The sequence below is a fragment of the Novosphingobium sp. AP12 genome, assembly GCF_000281975.1.
Lineage (GTDB): Bacteria > Pseudomonadota > Alphaproteobacteria > Sphingomonadales > Sphingomonadaceae > Novosphingobium.
The window spans coordinates 22,834-39,948 of record NZ_AKKE01000123.1; the positions used below are offsets into that span (position 1 = coordinate 22,834).

The following is a 17,115-nucleotide window of genomic DNA, read 5'->3' on the forward strand; positions in this document are numbered from 1 at the left end:
GTAAATGGTGCAAATGCGGTCTTTTCGCGGTTGCACACTTGGCCTACCACTGACCCCGCCGCATTGGCACGATTCTTGATGGGATTCGCGCGCGAGGCATCTGGTTCCCGGACCGGTTCCTCCTACAAGACAGTCCGGGTGCAAGTGCAGGGGTCCAGGCAGGCGTGAAGAAGATCGAAGCCATCATCAAGCCGTTCAAGCTCGACGAAGTGAAGGAAGCGCTTCACGAAGTGGGAGTCTCGGGCATCACCGTCACCGAAGCCAAAGGCTTCGGGCGCCAGAAGGGACACACCGAACTCTATCGCGGCGCCGAATACGTCGTCGATTTCCTGCCCAAGGTTAAGCTCGAGGTCGTCGTTCCCGACGCGCTCGCCGACCGCGTGGTCGAAGCGATCGCCGACGCTGCGCAGACCGGCCGCATCGGCGACGGCAAGATCTTCGTCGTTCCCGTCGAAACCGCCGTGCGCATCCGCACCGGCGAGCGGGACGACGACGCACTCTAAGCGCACCGCACCTGATTTCCGGCTCCGGCTGGGCGCATCTTCCGGCTCATGCCGGGTTTAGTTTTCCGGCTCACGCCGGGTGTAATTTTCCGGCTCATGCCGGACTGGGGGACAAACCGGCTGGGGGGCCGGCACATGTCCCGAGTTCCCAATCCACCCCTATCCTCTTTCGGGATCGGAAGAGTAACACTGGAGAACCAAGACCATGGCAACTGCAAAGGACGTCCTGAAGAGGATCAAGGACGAAGAGATCGAGTGGGTCGATCTCCGTTTCACCGACCCCAAGGGCAAGTGGCAGCACCTGACCATGGTTTCGACGGTCCTGGGCGAAGATGAGCTGGAAGACGGCCTCATGTTCGACGGTTCGTCGATCGAGGGCTGGAAGGCCATCAACGAGTCGGACATGATCCTCAAGCCCGACCTCGACGCCGTCTACGTCGATCCGTTCTCGGCCACCCCGATGCTGATCCTGTTCTGCGACATCGTCGAGCCTTCGACCGGTGAACTGTACGCCCGCGACCCGCGCTCGTGCGCCAAGCGCGCCGAATCGTTCGTCAAGTCGGCCGGCTTCGGCGACACCGTGTTCGTCGGCCCCGAGGCCGAGTTCTTCATGTTCGACGACGTGAAGTTCTACGACGGCTACGACGGCAACGGCTTCAAGATCGACGACATCGAACTGCCGGGCAACACCGACAAGTCGTACGACACCGGCAACCTGGGCCACCGCCCGCGCGCCAAGGGCGGCTACTTCCCCGTCGCTCCGGTCGATTCGGCCACCGACATCCGCGCCGAGATGGTCTCGACCATGATCGAAATGGGCCTGCCCTGCGACAAGCACCACCACGAAGTGGCCGCTGCCCAGCATGAGCTGGGTCTGACTTACGGCACGCTGGTCACCACCGCCGACCGCATGCAGATCTACAAGTACGTCGTGTGGATGGTCGCACAGGCCTACGGCAAGACCGCTACGTTCATGCCCAAGCCGATCATGAAGGACAACGGTTCGGGTATGCACACGCATATCTCGATCTGGAACGACGGCAACAACACCTTCGCGGGCAACGGCTACGCCGGCCTGTCCGAGAACTGCCTGTACTTCATCGGCGGCGTCATCAAGCACGCCAAGGCCCTCAACGCCTTCACCAACCCGACCACCAACAGCTACAAGCGCCTGGTCCCGGGTTACGAAGCCCCGGTTCTGCTGGCCTACTCGGCCCGCAACCGTTCGGCCTCGTGCCGCATCCCCTACGGTGCCGGCACCAAGGCGAAGCGCGTCGAATTCCGCTTCCCCGACGCGATGGCCAACCCGTACCTCTGCTACGCATCGCTCCTGATGGCCGGCCTCGACGGCATCAAGAACAAGATCCATCCGGGCGAAGCGATGGACAAGAACCTGTACGATCTGCCCCCGGCCGAACTCGCCGAAGTGCCGACCGTCTGCGGTTCGCTGCGTGAAGCTCTGGACAGCCTCCAGGCCGACCACGCCTTCCTTCTCGAAGGCGGCGTGTTCACCGAGGACCAGATCGAAGCCTACCTCGAACTCAAGTGGCCCGAAGTGCTGCGCTGGGAAACCACGCCGTCGGCCGTCGAGTTCGACATGTACTACAGCCTCTGATCCCTCGCGGGTAAGAGACTGGCGACCAGTTCGCCGAGAGGGGCGTCCGGAGCAATCCGGGCGCCCTTTCTCATGGACGGCGAAACGGTGTAACCATATCGGTTTCCTACATAGCTTTGTCGCATTATCGTTCCAGCTTTCCTCAAGGAGCAAGGCCATGAACAGGAAGCCGATCTTCGACGCCGTCCGCCGGATGCTGGACCGGGGTTTCACACAAGCCGAAGTCGCCACGCTCGACCAGGCGATGGACCTTGCCGCCGGGGCCGCGCCCGCCGCGCGATCGCTGGGCCCCGCCGGCGCCGCGCTCATCAAGAAGTGGGAGGGCTGCGCCAGACGCCAGGCCGACGGCAGTTTCGCCGCCTATCCCGACCCCGGCAGCGCCGATGGCAACCCCTGGACCATCGGCTGGGGCTCTACCGGCCCAGATCTCCGGAAAGGCACCATCTGGACGCAGGCGCAGTGCGACGAGCGCTTCGAGGCGGATATCGTGGCTTACGTCAGAGAGGTCGCCGACTTTCTGGGCACGGCCGCTACCAGCCAGAACCAGTTCGACGCGCTGGTGTCGTTTCACTACAATACCGGCAGGATTCGCTCCGCCACGCTTGGCAAGCTGCACCGGCAGGGCCTTTTTGCCGCCGCGCAGGCCGAGTTCGGCAAGTGGATCTTCAACGACGGAAAGCCGATGAACGGCCTGAAATCACGCCGGGCCGACGAGGCGCAGCTTTACGGGACACCATGACACAGGTTGAGGACCCAAAAACTCCATCCCGGCTCATCGACGAGCGCATCGCAAGTCTGGGCGACTGGCGCGGCGAGACGCTGGCGAAAGTGCGCGCGCTCATCCACGAGGCGCTCCCGGACGTGGTCGAGGAGTGGAAGTGGCGCGGCGTGCCGACATGGTATCACGGCGGCGGCATCGTCTGCACCGGCGAGACCTACAAGGCCGCAGTCAAGCTGACTTTCGCCAAGGGCGCCGCGCTCGCCGATCCGACAGGACTGTTCAACGCCAGCCTCGAAGGCAACGTCCGCCGCGCGATCGACCTCCACGAAGGCGATGCGATCGACGAGGCGGCGCTCAAGGTGCTGTGCCAGGAAGCTGCTGCTCTCAACACGGCGAAGAAGAAGCGCTGACGTTGCGTCAGTGCGGCGCCGCGCCGATCTCGACGCCGGTCTTGTCGTGGAGGGCGAAGCGGTCGACGATCTGGGCGCTGGCTTCGTTGTAGCCGATGACCTCGACGGTGCGGCCCTCGCGGCGCAGGCGCTCGACGACCTTGTCGAGCGCGCCAACGGCGGAAATGTCCCAGAAGTGCGCCTTCGAGACGTCGATGATGACGCGGTGCGCCTCCGCCTCGCCCTGGAAGGCACGGGTGAAGCGGTCGACCGAGGCGAAGAATATCTGGCCCGAGACACGGTAGGTCGCGCCCTCGCCCGTCACTTCGCCCTCCACCGCGAACATGCGCTGCACCTTGCCGGCGAAGAAGATCCCCGAGAGCAGCACGCCCGATAGCACTCCCAGCGACAGGTCCTGCGTGGCGACGACCACCACCACCGTCACCAGCATGACCACCGATGAGGTCGGCGGATGGCGGCGCAGGTTGGAAATCGAACTCCAGCTGAAGGTGCCGATCGAGACCATGATCATCACCGCCACCAGCGCCGGCATCGGCACCCGGCCCACGTAGGGACCAAGAACCGCCAGCAGGAACAGCAGGAACGCGCCGCCGACGAAAGTCGAGAGCCGGCCGCGCCCGCCCGAGGTCACGTTGATGACAGACTGGCCGATCATCGCGCAGCCGCCCATGCCGCCGAGCAGCGCGGAAACCACGTTGGCGCCGCCCTGCCCCATGCACTCACGCTTCTTGTCGCTGTCGGTGTCGGTCATGTCGTCGACGATCTGCGCGGTCAGCATCGATTCGAGCAGGCCGACCGCCGCCATCGTCAGCGAATAAGGGAGGATGATCCGCAGGGTATCGAGCGTCAGCGGCACCTGCGGCAGCGCGAAGCTGGGCAGGCCTTCGGGCAGCTTGCCCATGTCGCCGACGGTGTGGACGGGGAGGCCAAGGCCGATGCTGATCGCGGTCAGCAGCAGGATCGCCACCAGCGGCGAGGGCACGGCCTTCGTGACGCGCGGGAACAGGTAGATGACGGCGAGGCCGCCCGCGATCATCGCGTAAGTCTCCCAGCCCACTCCGGTAAGCTGCGGCAACTGCGCCATGAAGATCAGGATGGCGAGCGCGTTGACGAAGCCGGTGATGACCGAGCGCGAGACGAACTGCATCAGCAGGTCCAGCCGCAGCAGCCCGGCGATCCCCTGGACCACGCCCATCAGGATCGTCGCGGCGAAGAGGTATTCGACGCCGTGCTCGCGCACCAGCGGCGTCACCAGCACCGCGACGGAGGCAGTGGCGGCCGAGATCATGCCGGGACGCCCGCCGATCAGGGCGATGACCACGGCGATGGCGACGGAGGCATAGAGGCCGACGCGCGGGTCCACCCCGGCAATGATCGAAAAGCCGATCGCCTCCGGGATCAGCGCGAGCGCGACGACGATACCGGCGAGCACGTCACGGCGCGCGGACGCGCCATCGGTGAACCACTCCCGGCGGTAGCGGGTAAGCGAATGGGACATGGAGTTTCCACAACAAGGCACACTGGGCGCAGAAATAGGCGCCGGGATCGGATGATGTGTGATGTTGTCCGGCGGATCGGCGGCCGGAATAGCCACCCGGAATTGCACCGGGTCCTTGCGAGTGCGGCGGTGTTAGCGGAGGATACCTCGCCTGGGCAAGAAAACTCGTGCCGTTCCGCTCAGCCCTTCGAGATCGCGGCCATGCCGTCCTTGGGCCCGGCCGCGTCGTCGCGGCTGCGGGGGTTCGAGACGGCGGCGGCGATCAGGCGGTCCTGGTCTGCGGGGTCGATACGCTCCCACCCGGCGCGGCCGAGCTTTTCCATCGGCCGGTAGCGCACCTTGTACTGCATGCGCGGCGAACCTTCGACCCAGTAGCCGAGGTAGACGTAGGCGAGGCCCATCTCGTTCGCGCGGCGGATGTGATCGAGGATGATGTAGTTGCCCAGACCCTGCCGACCTTCGTGGTGCGGGTCGTAGAAGGAGTAGATCATCGACAGCCCATCGCACTGGCGATCGGTGAGGCAGGCGCCGACGAGGCGGCCGGGCTTGACGCCGTCCGCCGAGGGTTCACGGTATTCGACGACGTAGCTGGTGACCGGCGTGTGCTCCACCATGTCGGCGAAATCGACTTCGTCCATGGTGGTCATCCCGCCTTCGGGATGGCGGACCGAAAGGTAGCGCTGGAGCAGGTCGAACTGCTCGCTTGTGGACCAGGGCCGGCAGACGGTGGCGACGAGGTCCCCGTGCGCTTTCATCGTGCGCTTCTGCGTCCCCGAAGGCACGAATTCGCCGGTGACCACGCGCACCGACACGCAGGCGTTGCAGTCGATGCAGGAGGGGCGGTAGGCGACGGTCTGGCTACGGCGGAAGCCGATGCGGCCCAGCGCGTCGTTCAGCGAATCGGCGTGGGGGCCCTTCAGCTCGGTGAATACCTTGCGTTCGCTGCGGCCCGGAAGATACGGACACGGCGCCGGGCTCGTCACGAAGAAGCGGGGAAATCGAACCGGAGCCGTCACCGAACTAGGTCTTCCTCTTGCATGGTGGCCGGCGCTGCGTCCGCCCCTTTCCCGAAATATGCATAGTGCGACAGCGTGTTGCGAGTCTTTTAACCACAGGAACCGATCGGCCTGCAGCGAAATCGCGCCGTACCGGTGGCAACGGCGCGCGACTGTCCCGGTACGGGGCGCCGAATAAGCGGAACCTTACGTAACCGCCTGTCCCGCGCAAGACCTAATCGAGGGACCTGTCTACTCGGTCTCGACCAGCTTCACTTCGTAACCCTCGCGGCGCAAGGCGGAAACGAGGGTCTCGAGCTGCTGCTTGTCGCGCGCCTCGCACTCGATCTCGGTGACGAGGCCCTTGGCGGGAAGGTGCGTGAAGATGCGCTGGTGGAAGACCTCGATGATGTTCACGTTGTGCTCGTGGAACACCTTGGCGACCTTGAACAGGGCGCCGGCGCGGTCCTGGAGGCCGATGCGCAGCCGCGCGAGGCGGCCAGAGCGCGCAAGGTCGCGCAGCAGCACGTTGGCGAGCAGGCGCGTGTCGATGTTGCCGCCCGAAAGCACCATGCCGACCTTGCGGCCGACGAACAGCTCGCGGTTGCCCAGCACTGCGGCGAGGCCGGTAGCGCCGGCGCCCTCCACCAGCGTCTTCTCGATCTGCAGGAGCAGGCACAGCGCGCTCTCGATCGCCGGTTCGCTCACCAGCAGGAACTCGTCGAGCAGGTTGCGCAGGACCTTGGACGTGAACAGCCCCGGCTGGATCACGGCGATGCCCTCGGCGAGCGTGTCGCCGCCGATCGGCAGGTTGGTGCCCTTGAGCAGGTTGTACATGGACGGATAAAGCTGCGCCTCGACGCCGACCAGGCGGATCGCCGGGTTCATGTCGCGCGCCACGGTGCCCATGCCAGAGGACAAGCCGCCGCCGCCCACCGGCAGCACCAGCGTGTCGATATCCGGCACGTCCTCGAGCATCTCGAGCGCGACGGTGCCCTGCCCGGCGGCGACGTGGGGGTCGTCGAAGGGATGGACGAAGGTCAGGCCCAGCTCGGTCTCGAGCTTGCGCGCGTGGGCATTCGCCTCGTCGAAGCTCTCGCCCTCGAGCACGACCTTGCCGCCCACGCTCTCGGTCTGCATGATCTTCACGGTCGGCGTCGTCTTGGGCATCACGATCGTGACGGGAACGCCAAGCCGCGTGCCGTGATAGCTCAGGCCCTGCGCGTGGTTGCCGGCCGAGGCGGCGATGACGCCGCGCGCCTTGCGGTCCTCCGGCAACTGGAGGAGCGCGTTGAGCGCGCCGCGCTCCTTGTAGGCGGCGGTGAACTGCAGGTTCTCGAACTTGAGGTAGATGTCGGCGCCGGTGATCGCGCTCAGCGTGGCGCTGTACTCGGTCGGCGTACGCACGACCTTGCCCGAAATTCGCTCCGCCGCCGCGCGAACGTCGGCTGCGGTCAGCGGGGCGTCGCCGGTGGCGGCCCCGGGAGCGGTGTTGAGCAGAGTTTGGTCCATGGGGCCGCGACTAAAGGAAACCGCGACGAATTGAAAGCGGAGTCGGGCCCGTTGCACGTACCTCCACGGTTTGCTTTTGGCCAAAACGCGCTAGAACGCGCTCATGAGCGAAAGCACGATACAACGCCGCAAGGTGTCCATGATCGGTCTCGGCACGATGGGCGGCGCGATCGCGCGGCACATCGGCGAGGCCGGCCACGAACTGACGATCTACAACCGCACGCCCGAACGTGCGCGCAAATGGAACGAGGACAACCCCGGCCTCGCCCACCGCATCGCCGCGAACCCGGCTCATGCGGCGCAGGACGCCGACGTGGTGATCACCTGCGTGGGCAACGACGACGACCTTGCCGACGTCGTGCTGGGTCCCAACGGCGTGTTCCGCATGCTCAAGAAGGGCGGCACCTTCATCGACCATACCACGGTCTCGGCGCGCATCGCGCGGCAGATCTCGGTCGAGGCCCGCGACCTCAAGATCCACTGCGTCGACGCGCCGATGACCGGCTCGCAGATCGGCGCGGAGAACGGCACGCTCACTCTGATGTGCGGCGGGCGCGACGATGCGATCGAGGCCGCGCGCCCGATCATGGAGGCCTATTCCAGCCGCATCGTCCACGTCGGCAAGCCCGGCTCGGGCCAGATCGCCAAGATGGCGAACCAGATATGCATCGCGGGCAACGTCGCCGCGCTGGCCGAGGCGGTGCGCTTCGCGCAGGCCTCTCACCTCGACATGGGCAAGGTCTACGAGGCGATCTCGGGCGGCGCCGCGCAGTCGTGGCAGATGGACAACCGCTGGACCTCGATGGACGCGGACGAGTTCGACTTCGGCCTCGCGATCGACTGGATGCGCAAAGACCTTGGCCTCAGCCTGGAGGAAGGACGCGGGCTCGGCGTATCGCTGCCGGTGGCGGCGCTGGTCGACCAGTTCTTCTCGGACATCCAGGCCCAGGGCGGCGGCCGGCTCGACACCAGCGCCATCATCAAGCGGCTCCCGAAGAAGGGCAAGAAGTGAAGCATTCGATCGGGGCAGCCGCCGCGCTGCTCGCCGGGACCGCGATGACGGCGCCCTTCCCTGCGTCCGTGGCCCACGCCGACGTCCTCGTCGACAACGTCGAAGGTGTGACCCCTGACGGCCGGGGCGGCGTCGAGCATTTCGAAGGCTTCCTCATCAGCCCCGACGGCCACGTCCTCCAGGTGTTCCACAAGGGCGAGAAGCGGCCGAAGAAGGTCGACTACCAGGTCGACGGCAAGGGCCGCGTGGTCATGCCCGGCCTGATCGACGCCCACGCACACGTCATGGGCACCGGCTTCGCGAAGATGACACTGGACCTCTCCACCGTAAGGACGCTGGATGAGGCGCTTTCGCGCGTGGCTGCATGGGCCGCCGCGCACCCCGACGCGCCGTGGATCCTGGGCAGCGGCTGGAACCAGGCGGACTGGTTCAAAAGCGGGGGGGGGCTGGATCGCATGCCCACCGCCGCCGAACTCGACGAAGTGACCGGCGGCAAGCCCGCCTGGCTCACCCGCGTCGACGGCCATGCCGGCTGGGCCAACTCCGCCGCGCTCTCGGCCGCCGGGATCACCGCCGCTACCGCCGACCCGGCGGGCGGCCAGATCCTGCGCGTGGGCGGCTCGAAAGCGCCTGCGGGCGTGTTCGTGGATGCCGCGACCCGGCTGGTGGAGGCAAAGCTCCCCCGTGTGCGTCCCGAGGACCGCGACACCGCGCTGGGCGAGGCGCAGCTGGCGTTCCTCGCCTCGGGCGTGACCACCGTGGCCGACATGGGTTCCACGATCGAGGACTGGCAGACCTTCCGCCGCGCCGCCGATACCGGCGCTCTGCGCGTGCGCGTGGTGTCCTACGCCGCCGGCATCGACGCCATGACCCTGATCGGCGGGCCCGGGCCGACGCCCTGGCTCTACGACGACCGGCTCAAGATGAACGGGGTCAAGCTCTACCTCGACGGCGCATTGGGTTCGCGCGGGGCGTGGCTCAAGGCACCTTATGCGGACGATGCCAAGGCGAAGGGCCTGCCGCAGATGAACCAGACGCAGCTCGGCAACCTGATGAGCCGGGCGGCGATGGACAACTTCCAGGTCGCCGTCCACGCCATCGGCGACGAGGCCAACGCCACCGTGCTCGATTCGATCGAGGAACTGTCGGCCACCTACAAGGGCGACCGGCGCTGGCGGATCGAGCATGCCCAGATCGTCGATCCGGCCGACATCCCGCGTTTCGGCCGCAACGGTGTGATCGCCTCGATGCAGCCGCAGCACGAAGCCTCCGACCGCCTGATGGCCGAGGCGCGGCTGGGCACCGCGCGGCTGGCGGGGGCCTATGCGTGGAAGTCGATCTCGGCCGCCGGGGCGACGCTCGCCTTCGGGTCGGACACCCCGGTCGAGCCTGCGCATCCCTTCGAAGGGCTCGCCGTGGCGATCACCCGGCAGGGCGCGGACGGGCAGCCCGCAGGCGGCTGGCAGCCGCAGGAAACGCTTACCCGCGAGGCCGCTCTGGCCGCCTACACCACCGGCGCGGCGTACTCGCTGTTCGCGGAAAGCCGCCTCGGCCGCATCGCCAAGGGCTACCGCGCCGACTTCCTGTTCGTCGACAACGACCCGATGACCGCCACGCCCGAGCAGCTTCGCGCGACGCGCGTGCTGGAAACCTGGATCGGCGGCAAACTGGCGTGGTCTGCGGCGCAGGACGGCGGCAAGGCCGGGGTTCGGCGCGAGAAGGGCGCGCGGTAAAGCGGGGCCCGCTCAGCCAGGGACCGCGGGCGTGCACCGAGGTCTACCCCGCCCCACATCCGTTCGTGTCGAACGAATGAGGGGTTTTTCAGTAGAGGAAACGGTTGCCTGGGCGGCCCGCGATCCCGGATCAGGTCCGGGACGACGTTGCTTTCCTAAGGCAGCACGTCCGCCACCGCTTTGCCGGCGGCTTCGGCTTCCTTCTCGATCGCCTTCTCCTCGGCCGCGCGCTCCTTGGCGTCGCGGCGTTCGGTGAACCACATCAGCAGCAGCGTGCCCTCGAACAGCATGAGCAGCGGGATCGCCAGCAGCAGCTGCGAGATCACGTCGGGCGGGGTGGCCACGGCGGCGATGATGAAGATGCCGACGATCGCATAGCGGCGCGCCGCCACGCATTGCGCGCGGGTGACGATGCCGGCGCGGTTGAGCAGCATCAGCAGGACCGGCAGCAGGAAGCTGATCCCGAAGGCCAGGATGAACTGCATCACCAGCCCGAGATAGTCGCCGGTGCCGGGCAGCGCCTCGAGCTTGAGGCCGCCCTTCTGGCCCTCGAAGCTGAGGAAGAAGTGGAACGCGGTCGGCATCACCACGTAGTAGGCGAGCGCCGCGCCCATCGTGAACAGCACCGGGGTCGCCACGAGGAAGGGCAGGAACGCCTTCTTTTCCTTGGCGTAGAGGCCCGGCGCGATGAAGGCCCAGATCTGGTTGGCGATCACCGGGAAGCTGACGAAGAAGGCCGCGAACATCGCGATCTTCACTTCGACGAAGAACGCCTCGTAGAGCTTGGTGTAGATCAGCTTGCCTTCGCCGGGCGGGAACGCGGCGGTCAGGGGCCGGACCAGGAACGAGAAGATGTCGCCCGAGAAGTAGAAGCACACCGCGAAGGCCACCGCGAAGGCGAGGAACGCGCGCAGCAGGCGCCCGCGCAGTTCGATCAGGTGCTCCATCAGCGGAGCCTGCGAATCGTCGATGTCGGCTATGCGGAACGGCTGCATGGCGGGGGCCTCAAGGCGGTGGAGGCGGCAGGTGCAGCTCGGCCTGCCGGGTTTCGGTGTAGTCTTCGGCCTTGTCGCCCTGCGGAACGGGTTCGGCGGCGACCGGAGAACTAGAGGGCGCCTGCATGTCCTCGGCGGTGGGGTGCATGGAGGGCAGCTGCGGGCTGGCCTTCATGATCGCCTCGTTCTGCTCGCGCCACTTGCGCTCCATGTCCTCCAGCTCGGCTTCGCGCACCATGGCGTCGAGACCGGACCGGAAGTGGTTGGAAACCTTGCGCATCTTGCCAATCCAGCGGCCAGCCGTGCGCAGCGCCATCGGCATGTCCTTGGGGCCGATGACGACGACCGCCACGATGACGATCATCAGGAGTTCGGATGCGCCGACGTCGAACATCGTGCGTCAGTCCCGCTCGCTCAGACCTGCTCGTTCTTGGTTTCGACCGGCGTCGCCACCGGAGCAGGCGCCACGGTCGGGGCCGGCTCGACCTGCTGCGAGGCGATCTGCGCAGGGGTCGGGGTCGGCGTGGTCGCGGCGGCGGCCTTCTTGGCCTCCTCCTCGTTCATGCCTTCCTTGAAGCTCTTGATGCCCTTGCCGAAGTCACCCATGATTTCCGACACGCGGCCGCGTCCGAACAGCACGAGCACGATCACGAGAACGATCATCCAGTGCCAGATCGAGAAGCTACCCATAACCTCAACTCCAAAAGCCACGGCCGATTCCGACCGTCATCGGGCCCATCTAGGCGCTTTGCCGCCAAGTTGAAAGCCTGTCATGGTTCTGTCTTTCGCCCGTCACGGCTCAGTCAGGATCGGCTTCCGCCGTGTCCGGCCTGCCGGTTTTCGGCGGTCCGAGAACCGCCTCGATCATGTCCTCGTCGACCGGATCGAGCAAGCCCGCCGCGCGCAGTTCGTCGATTCCGGGCAGTTCACGAAGCGAGGCGAGCCCGAAGTGGTCGAGGAAAACCGCCGTCGTCGCGTAGATCACCGGGCGCCCCGGCACCTCGCGCCGGCCGGCGACGCGCACCCAGCCGGCCTCCAGCAGCACGTCGAGCGTGCCCTTGGCCGTCTGTACCCCGCGAATCGCCTCGATCTCGGCGCGGCTGACGGGTTCGTGGTAGGCGACGATCGCCAGCACTTCGGTCGCGGCGCGGCTGAGGCGGCGCAGCTCCTCCTTCTCGCGGCGGAGCAGGTGGGCGAGGTCGGGCGCGGTCTCGAAATGCCAGCGCCCGCCGCGCTCTACGAGCTGCACGCCCCGGCCTTCGTAGTGGCCCTTCAGTTCGGCCAGCGCGGGACGGACCTGCACCGCGCCCTTGTCCCCGAAGCCGAGGTGGAGGGCGAGCTGTTCGGCGCTCAGCGGTTCCTCGGCGGCGAACAGGGTGGCCTCCACCGCGCGGACGAGGTCGTCGGGAGGTGTGATTTCGAGGTCGCTCACGGCTTCATCGCCCGCAGCCTGAGCGGCCCGAACGTCTCGTCCTGCGCGATCTCCGCCCGCCCGGTGCGCGCCAGTTCCAGCGCGGCGACGAAGCTGGAGGCGAGCGCGGAACGGCGCAGGCGCGGGTCGGCCCAGGTGTCGTGCGCGGGCGGCAGGAATTCGCGCAGGTCCATCCAGTCGATCGCGACGCCCAGCATCGAGGCGACGCGCTGGATAGCGCTGTCGAGCGTCATGACCATGCGCTCGCGCACCATGTGGACGACCGGCTCGGAGCGGATCTTCACGTCGCCGTAGGCGCGCACGAGGTCGAACCAGTTGCACTGCCAGAGCGACTTGCGATCGACGCGCAGTCCCTCCGGCGCGCCGCGCACGAAGACGTCGCGGCCCAGCCGGTCGCGCCCCATCAGCCGCGCCGCCGCCTCGCGCATGGCGCCGAGCCGCTGGAGCCGCATCTGCAGGCGCAGCGCCAGTTCCTCGGGGCTCGGGTCCTCAGCCTCGCCCCGCGGCAGCAGCAGCGCGGACTTGAGGTAGGCGAGCCAGGCGGCCATCACCAGATAGTCCGCCGCCAGTTCCAGCCGCAGCGCCTCGGCCTGCTCGATGTAGGTGAGGTAGGCATCGACCAGTTCGAGGATCGAGATGCCGCGCAGGTCCACCTTCTGCCGCCGCGCGAGGTCGAGCAGCAGGTCGAGCGGGCCTTCCCAGCCGTCGATCTCAAGGTAGAGCTTGTCGTCCTGCCCCCCGGTCCGGTCCTCGCCGTCCCAGTCGCCGTCGAAAAGGTCGGGCGCGTCTGCCACGGTCAGGCGGTCCGCAGTGCTAGCAGGGCGTCGCGCTGGGCGATGAGCTGGGCGTGGTCGCCGGTCGCCGCGCCTCCGACCGTCGCCAGCGCGCGGTCGAGGCGGGCGGCGGCCGCATCGCCCATTACCGGCAGCAGGTTCGCGATGCCGACCATGTCGTCCATCTTCGCCCAGCAGTTGAGCGCGAGATCGCAGCCCGCCGCGATCGCACGCGCCGCGCGCTCCGGGACCGAGCCGGACAGCGCCTCCATGTCGAGGTCGTCGCTCATCAGCAGGCCGTCGAAGCCGATGTTCCGGCGGATGACCTCGTTCACCACGTAAGGCGAGAGCGTGGCCGGGTTCTCGTCGTCCCAGGCGGTGTAGCGGACGTGCGCGGTCATGCCGATCGGGGCGGAGGCCAGCGCGCGGAACGGCGCGAGGTCCAGTTCCAGTTCCTCCGCCGAGGCGGTGACGGTGGGCAGTTCCTTGTGGCTGTCGGCCAGGGCGCGGCCATGGCCGGGCATGTGCTTGATGCAGCCCGCAACCCCGGCGCGCGCGAAACCGTCGAGGATCGCGCGGCCCAGCGCGGCGACGCGCATCGGCTCCGAGCCCAGCGCACGGTCGCCGACGACGTCGTGGGCGCCGGGCTGGCGCACGTCGAGCATCGGGTGCAGGTCGACCGTCACGCCCGCTTCGGCGAGGTCCAGTCCGAGCGCATGGGCGTTGGCCCGCGCCGCCTCGATGGCGCTGGCGGGGGCGAGGTCGTAGAGCCGGTCGAACGCCTCTCCGGGCGGATACTTGGGCCAGGCCGGCGGCTTCATCCGGGCGACGCGGCCGCCTTCCTGGTCGACGCAAACGAACAACTGCTCGCGCCCATGGATGGCGCGCAGTTCGTCGGTGAGCGCGCGCAGCTGCTCGCGGCTTTGCGCATTGCGGCCGAACAGCACGTAGCCCGCCGGATCGGCATCGCGGAAGAAGGCGCGTTCGTCGTCGGTGAGGGTCAGGCCGGAAAGGCCGAAGATCGCCGGTGTCATGCCGGATTTGGTCGCAGAAACGAGGGCGTTTCGCAAGGAAGCGGCGGCAGCGGGGTGTGGATGCTTCACCGCCGTCCCCCCGCTCGACCGGGGACGACGCGGATTACGGCCGCATCACCCAGCCGCCGTCGACATGCACGGTCTGCCCGGTGATCCACTGCCCCGCCGGAGAGCACAGCAGCATCAGCGCGCCGACCAGCTCGTCCGGCTCGCCGCGCGGCTTGGTGGCGCAGGTCATCTCGAGGAACTTGATGAACGGCGAATCGTCCGGCACCAGCAGCTTGCCCGCGTCCGAAGTGACGTTGCCCGGCGCGATGGCGTTGCAGGTGATGCCGTCCTTGCCGAGCTGCTTCGCGAGCGTGGTGGTCAGCCCGACGAGTGCCAGCTTGGAGATGCCGTAGAGGCCGATCGCCGGAAACGCGCCGCCGCTGGTCTGGTTGACGATCCGCCCGCCTCCGCGCGCGCGCATCGAGGGGATGACCGCGCGGGCGCAAAGCAGCGCGCCGTTGAGGTTCACCGAGAATGCGCGGTTCCACGCCTCCAGGCTGACCGTCTCGCAGTTGTCGTAGCTGATATCGACCATCAGCGCGGCATTGTTGACGAGGATGTCGACCCCGCCGAACGCCTCGGCAGCCGCCCGGCCCATGGCGAGGGTGGAGGCTTCGTCGGCGACGTTCACCTCGACCGCCACGGCCTTGCCGCCCGCGGCAACGATCTCCTCCGCCACCGCCTTAGCGCCCTCGAGATTGAGGTCCGCCACGACGACGCTGGCGCCTGCCCCGGCGAGGCCCAGCGCATAGGCCCGGCCGATGGAATTGCCGCGCCCGCCGGCGCCGGTCACCACCGCCACCTTGCCGTCGAGGCGGAACTGATCGAGCGTGAAGGTCATTGGAACTCTCCCTGACGGCGGCTCAGCCCGCCGTGATACCCTTGTCGATGTTGATGCAGGCGCCGTGGAACCCGCGCCCGGCCTCGGAGGCTAGCAGCAGGACCATGTCGGCCACGTCGTCCACCTCGACCTGCCCGCGCAGGCCCGAGTAGCGCTTGAGCAGGTCGAAGTCGCAGTTCTCGGGCGGGCGGAAGTTGATGGCGATGTTGGTGATCATGCCGCCGGGCGCCACCGCGTTGATGCGGATGGGGGACTTCTGGAATTCCATCGCCATCGCCTTGGTCATGCCCAGGATGCCCCACTTGCTGGAGCAGTAGGCGGCCGCATAGGCCTCGCCGATGTACGACGCGCAGGAGGCGACGTTGACGATGGCACCGTCCGTCTCGAGCAGGTGCGGGATCGCGCCCTGCGAAAGGATGAACGGCGCGTCGAGGTTGACCGCCATCGTGCGGCGGTACTGCTCGAGCGGCATGTCGGGCGTATTGGCGAGGTAGATCAGCCCCGCCACGTTGCACAGCGCGTCGAGCCGGCCGAACCGCTGCACCGCCTCGGGTACGACGCCCGCGCAGGCCGCCGGGTCCGACAGGTCGGCGACCTGCGTGGCGACGGCCCGGCCGCTTTTCGCCAGCAGTTCGGCGGTCTCGGCCAGCGCTTCGGCATTCACGTCGACGAGCCAGAGGTCGGCGCCCGCCTCGGCGAGCTTCAGGGCGCTCGCCCGCCCCAGCCCCGAGGCGGCGCCGGTGACGAGGGCGACCTTGCCGGTCATGTCGGTGTTCATGATGCCATCCTCCTCAAGCGTGCCACGGCAGGCCCTTGGCCACCTTGTCGATCATCTCGATCACCACGCCGTTAATGCGCGAGGCCTTGGGCCAGCCGGCGTGGGTGCCGTATTGCAGGACGAATTCGAGCATCTGCGCGCCCGTGCAGTTGCCGCTCGCCATGGCGGCGTGGACGTGGCTGCGAATGGGGATTTCGGCCGCCGATTCGCACACGCCCACCAGCGTGATCCAGCGGCGCGAGGGCTCGTCGAGGCCCGGACGCCACCACATCTCGCCGAAGACGAAGTTGTTGATGCCCTGCAGGTACGGCGAATTGGGCGGGCCGGGCGGGAAGGTCATGACTCTGGCGAAGGCGGCGTGGCCACGGTCGTTGCGGACCTGCGGGTCCCATGGCTCGGGCGCGAGCGGAGGAACCTCTGCGGGCGGCAGGCCTAGCTCGGTCGCCACGCGCGTGACCGCGCGGTCGAGCTTGCCTCCGTTACCCCAGCCCGCATAGACGGCAAGGTGCAGCGCCGCCTCGCGCAGTTCGGCGAGGGTCAGGTGTCCGTTCACCAAAGCGCCGCGCACGAAGTCGTCGAGCTGGCTTTCCTCCAGCCCGCAGGTCGCCGCGCTGGCGATGGCGACGATGTGGCGCGGGCGCGGTGGGAGGCCGGGACGCGTCCAGACCTCGGCCCAGACGAAATCGCGCCAGGACTGCTCGAACAGGGTTGCCGGCTCGCGCGGGGGGCGGCCGGTGGCCGTGGCCTCGGCGGCGAGGCCGGCGGCGATGCGGGTCTGGGGGTCGATCAGGGTCATGGCCATCAGTCCTGCAGGTTGACCCAGACGTTGCGCACCTGCTGGAACTCGCGCAGCGCCTCGATCCCGCCGAGGCGGCCGTGTCCGGAATGCTTCATGCCGCCGAACGGCACGCAGGGCGTCATCGCCTCGCCCGAGCCGTTGACCTGCACCTGCCCGGCCATCATCTGCCCGGCGACGCGGTGCGCGCGGGCGAGATTGGTGGTGTGGACATAGGCGCCGAGCCCGTAATCGGTGTCGTTGGCAAGCGCGACGGCCTCCTCCTCGCTGTCGAAGGGGGTGACGACGAGGACCGGGCCGAACACCTCGTTGCGGGCGATATTGCTCTGCGGGGAAACGTCGGCGAGCACGGTGATCGGCAGGAAGAAGCCTGAGGCATGATCGCCTCCGAGCCGCTCGCCGCCGCAGACGAGGCGGGG

General features: G+C 67.8%; 19 protein-coding genes and 1 other annotated feature. Of the genes, 6 read left to right on the forward strand and 13 right to left on the reverse strand.

The genetic code is table 11. The annotated features are described in order from the left end of the window. Nucleotides 1-164 precede the first annotated feature (164 nt). From PMI02_RS17090 to PMI02_RS17105, 4 genes are all read left to right on the forward strand, one after another. Complete coding sequence (locus PMI02_RS17090; RefSeq protein ID WP_007685114.1) at nt 165-503, forward strand: P-II family nitrogen regulator; 339 nt, start codon at nt 165-167, stop codon at nt 501-503. 205 nt (nt 504-708) lie between these two features. Then, nucleotides 709-2,118, forward strand: coding sequence for a type I glutamate--ammonia ligase (gene glnA / locus PMI02_RS17095; RefSeq protein ID WP_007685117.1), 1,410 nt, complete (start codon nt 709-711; stop codon nt 2,116-2,118). Nucleotides 2,119-2,275: 157 nt separating this feature from the next. Further along, nucleotides 2,276-2,857, forward strand: coding sequence for a lysozyme (locus tag PMI02_RS17100; protein WP_007685119.1), 582 nt, complete (start codon nt 2,276-2,278; stop codon nt 2,855-2,857). After that, complete coding sequence (locus PMI02_RS17105) at nt 2,854-3,249, forward strand: DUF1801 domain-containing protein (protein ID WP_007685120.1); 396 nt, start codon at nt 2,854-2,856, stop codon at nt 3,247-3,249. Before PMI02_RS17100 ends, PMI02_RS17105 begins: the two co-directional genes overlap by 4 nt. Nucleotides 3,250-3,256: 7 nt before the next feature. On the opposite strand, the gene PMI02_RS17110 is transcribed toward PMI02_RS17105, so the two are convergent. The 3 genes from PMI02_RS17110 to PMI02_RS17120 form a co-directional block, all read right to left on the reverse strand. Continuing rightward, nucleotides 3,257-4,747 carry a SulP family inorganic anion transporter gene (locus PMI02_RS17110; RefSeq protein ID WP_007685122.1) on the reverse strand — a complete coding sequence of 497 codons (1,491 nt, stop codon included), beginning with the start codon at nt 4,745-4,747 and terminating at the stop codon, nt 3,257-3,259. 62 nt (nt 4,748-4,809) lie between these two features. Then, nucleotides 4,810-4,865 (reverse strand) — a sequence feature (sul1 is cis-regulatory element that is thought to sense ions involved in sulfur or methionine metabolism; They are found in Alphaproteobacteria). A 61-nt stretch (nt 4,866-4,926) separates the two neighbouring features. Beyond that, nucleotides 4,927-5,763: an arginyltransferase gene (locus tag PMI02_RS17115; protein ID WP_007685124.1), complete on the reverse strand. Its 837-nt coding sequence runs from the start codon at nt 5,761-5,763 to the stop codon at nt 4,927-4,929. Nucleotides 5,764-5,994: 231 nt separating this feature from the next. Continuing rightward, nucleotides 5,995-7,254 (reverse strand): threonine ammonia-lyase, encoded by a 1,260-nt coding sequence (locus PMI02_RS17120; protein ID WP_007685126.1) that lies wholly within the window; start codon nt 7,252-7,254, stop codon nt 5,995-5,997. Nucleotides 7,255-7,357: 103 nt separating this feature from the next. Between PMI02_RS17120 and PMI02_RS17125 the strand changes: the two genes are divergently transcribed. Both PMI02_RS17125 and PMI02_RS17130 read left to right on the forward strand, forming a co-directional pair. Further along, on the forward strand, nt 7,358-8,266 hold the full coding sequence (locus PMI02_RS17125) for an NAD(P)-dependent oxidoreductase (RefSeq protein WP_036504304.1): 909 nt from the start codon (nt 7,358-7,360) through the stop codon (nt 8,264-8,266). Continuing rightward, complete coding sequence (locus PMI02_RS17130; RefSeq protein WP_007685130.1) at nt 8,263-9,999, forward strand: amidohydrolase; 1,737 nt, start codon at nt 8,263-8,265, stop codon at nt 9,997-9,999. The genes PMI02_RS17125 and PMI02_RS17130 overlap by 4 nt, the downstream gene beginning before the upstream one ends. Nucleotides 10,000-10,154: 155 nt before the next feature. Here PMI02_RS17130 and tatC read toward each other — a convergent pair whose 3' ends face one another. From tatC to PMI02_RS17180, 10 genes are all read right to left on the reverse strand, one after another. Beyond that, nucleotides 10,155-10,994, reverse strand: a complete 840-nt coding sequence (gene tatC, locus PMI02_RS17135; RefSeq protein ID WP_007685132.1) for a twin-arginine translocase subunit TatC — start codon at nt 10,992-10,994, stop codon at nt 10,155-10,157. A 10-nt stretch (nt 10,995-11,004) separates the two neighbouring features. Continuing rightward, nucleotides 11,005-11,388 (reverse strand): Sec-independent protein translocase protein TatB, encoded by a 384-nt coding sequence (tatB, locus tag PMI02_RS17140; protein WP_007685134.1) that lies wholly within the window; start codon nt 11,386-11,388, stop codon nt 11,005-11,007. A 20-nt stretch (nt 11,389-11,408) separates the two neighbouring features. Continuing rightward, on the reverse strand, nt 11,409-11,684 hold the full coding sequence (locus tag PMI02_RS17145; RefSeq protein WP_007685137.1) for a twin-arginine translocase TatA/TatE family subunit: 276 nt from the start codon (nt 11,682-11,684) through the stop codon (nt 11,409-11,411). A 109-nt stretch (nt 11,685-11,793) separates the two neighbouring features. Continuing rightward, complete coding sequence (gene scpB, locus PMI02_RS17150) at nt 11,794-12,426, reverse strand: SMC-Scp complex subunit ScpB (RefSeq protein ID WP_007685139.1); 633 nt, start codon at nt 12,424-12,426, stop codon at nt 11,794-11,796. Beyond that, nucleotides 12,423-13,220 (reverse strand): ScpA family protein, encoded by a 798-nt coding sequence (locus PMI02_RS17155; RefSeq protein WP_007685141.1) that lies wholly within the window; start codon nt 13,218-13,220, stop codon nt 12,423-12,425. The genes scpB and PMI02_RS17155 overlap by 4 nt, the downstream gene beginning before the upstream one ends. A gap of 2 nt (nt 13,221-13,222) precedes the next feature. Continuing rightward, nucleotides 13,223-14,233, reverse strand: coding sequence for a beta-N-acetylhexosaminidase (nagZ, locus tag PMI02_RS17160; RefSeq protein WP_007685142.1), 1,011 nt, complete (start codon nt 14,231-14,233; stop codon nt 13,223-13,225). A 103-nt stretch (nt 14,234-14,336) separates the two neighbouring features. Then, nucleotides 14,337-15,122 carry an SDR family oxidoreductase gene (locus PMI02_RS17165; RefSeq protein ID WP_007685145.1) on the reverse strand — a complete coding sequence of 262 codons (786 nt, stop codon included), beginning with the start codon at nt 15,120-15,122 and terminating at the stop codon, nt 14,337-14,339. Nucleotides 15,123-15,144: 22 nt separating this feature from the next. Further along, nucleotides 15,145-15,900 (reverse strand): SDR family NAD(P)-dependent oxidoreductase, encoded by a 756-nt coding sequence (locus tag PMI02_RS17170; protein WP_007685146.1) that lies wholly within the window; start codon nt 15,898-15,900, stop codon nt 15,145-15,147. Nucleotides 15,901-15,913: 13 nt separating this feature from the next. Next, entirely contained in the window at nt 15,914-16,696 is a 783-nt protein-coding gene (locus tag PMI02_RS17175; RefSeq protein ID WP_007685148.1) for a carboxymuconolactone decarboxylase family protein, read from the reverse strand. Nucleotides 16,697-16,701: 5 nt separating this feature from the next. Continuing rightward, nucleotides 16,702-17,115, reverse strand: a 414-nt coding sequence (locus PMI02_RS17180; protein ID WP_007685150.1) for an aldehyde dehydrogenase, incomplete at its 5' end; no start/stop codon positions are given.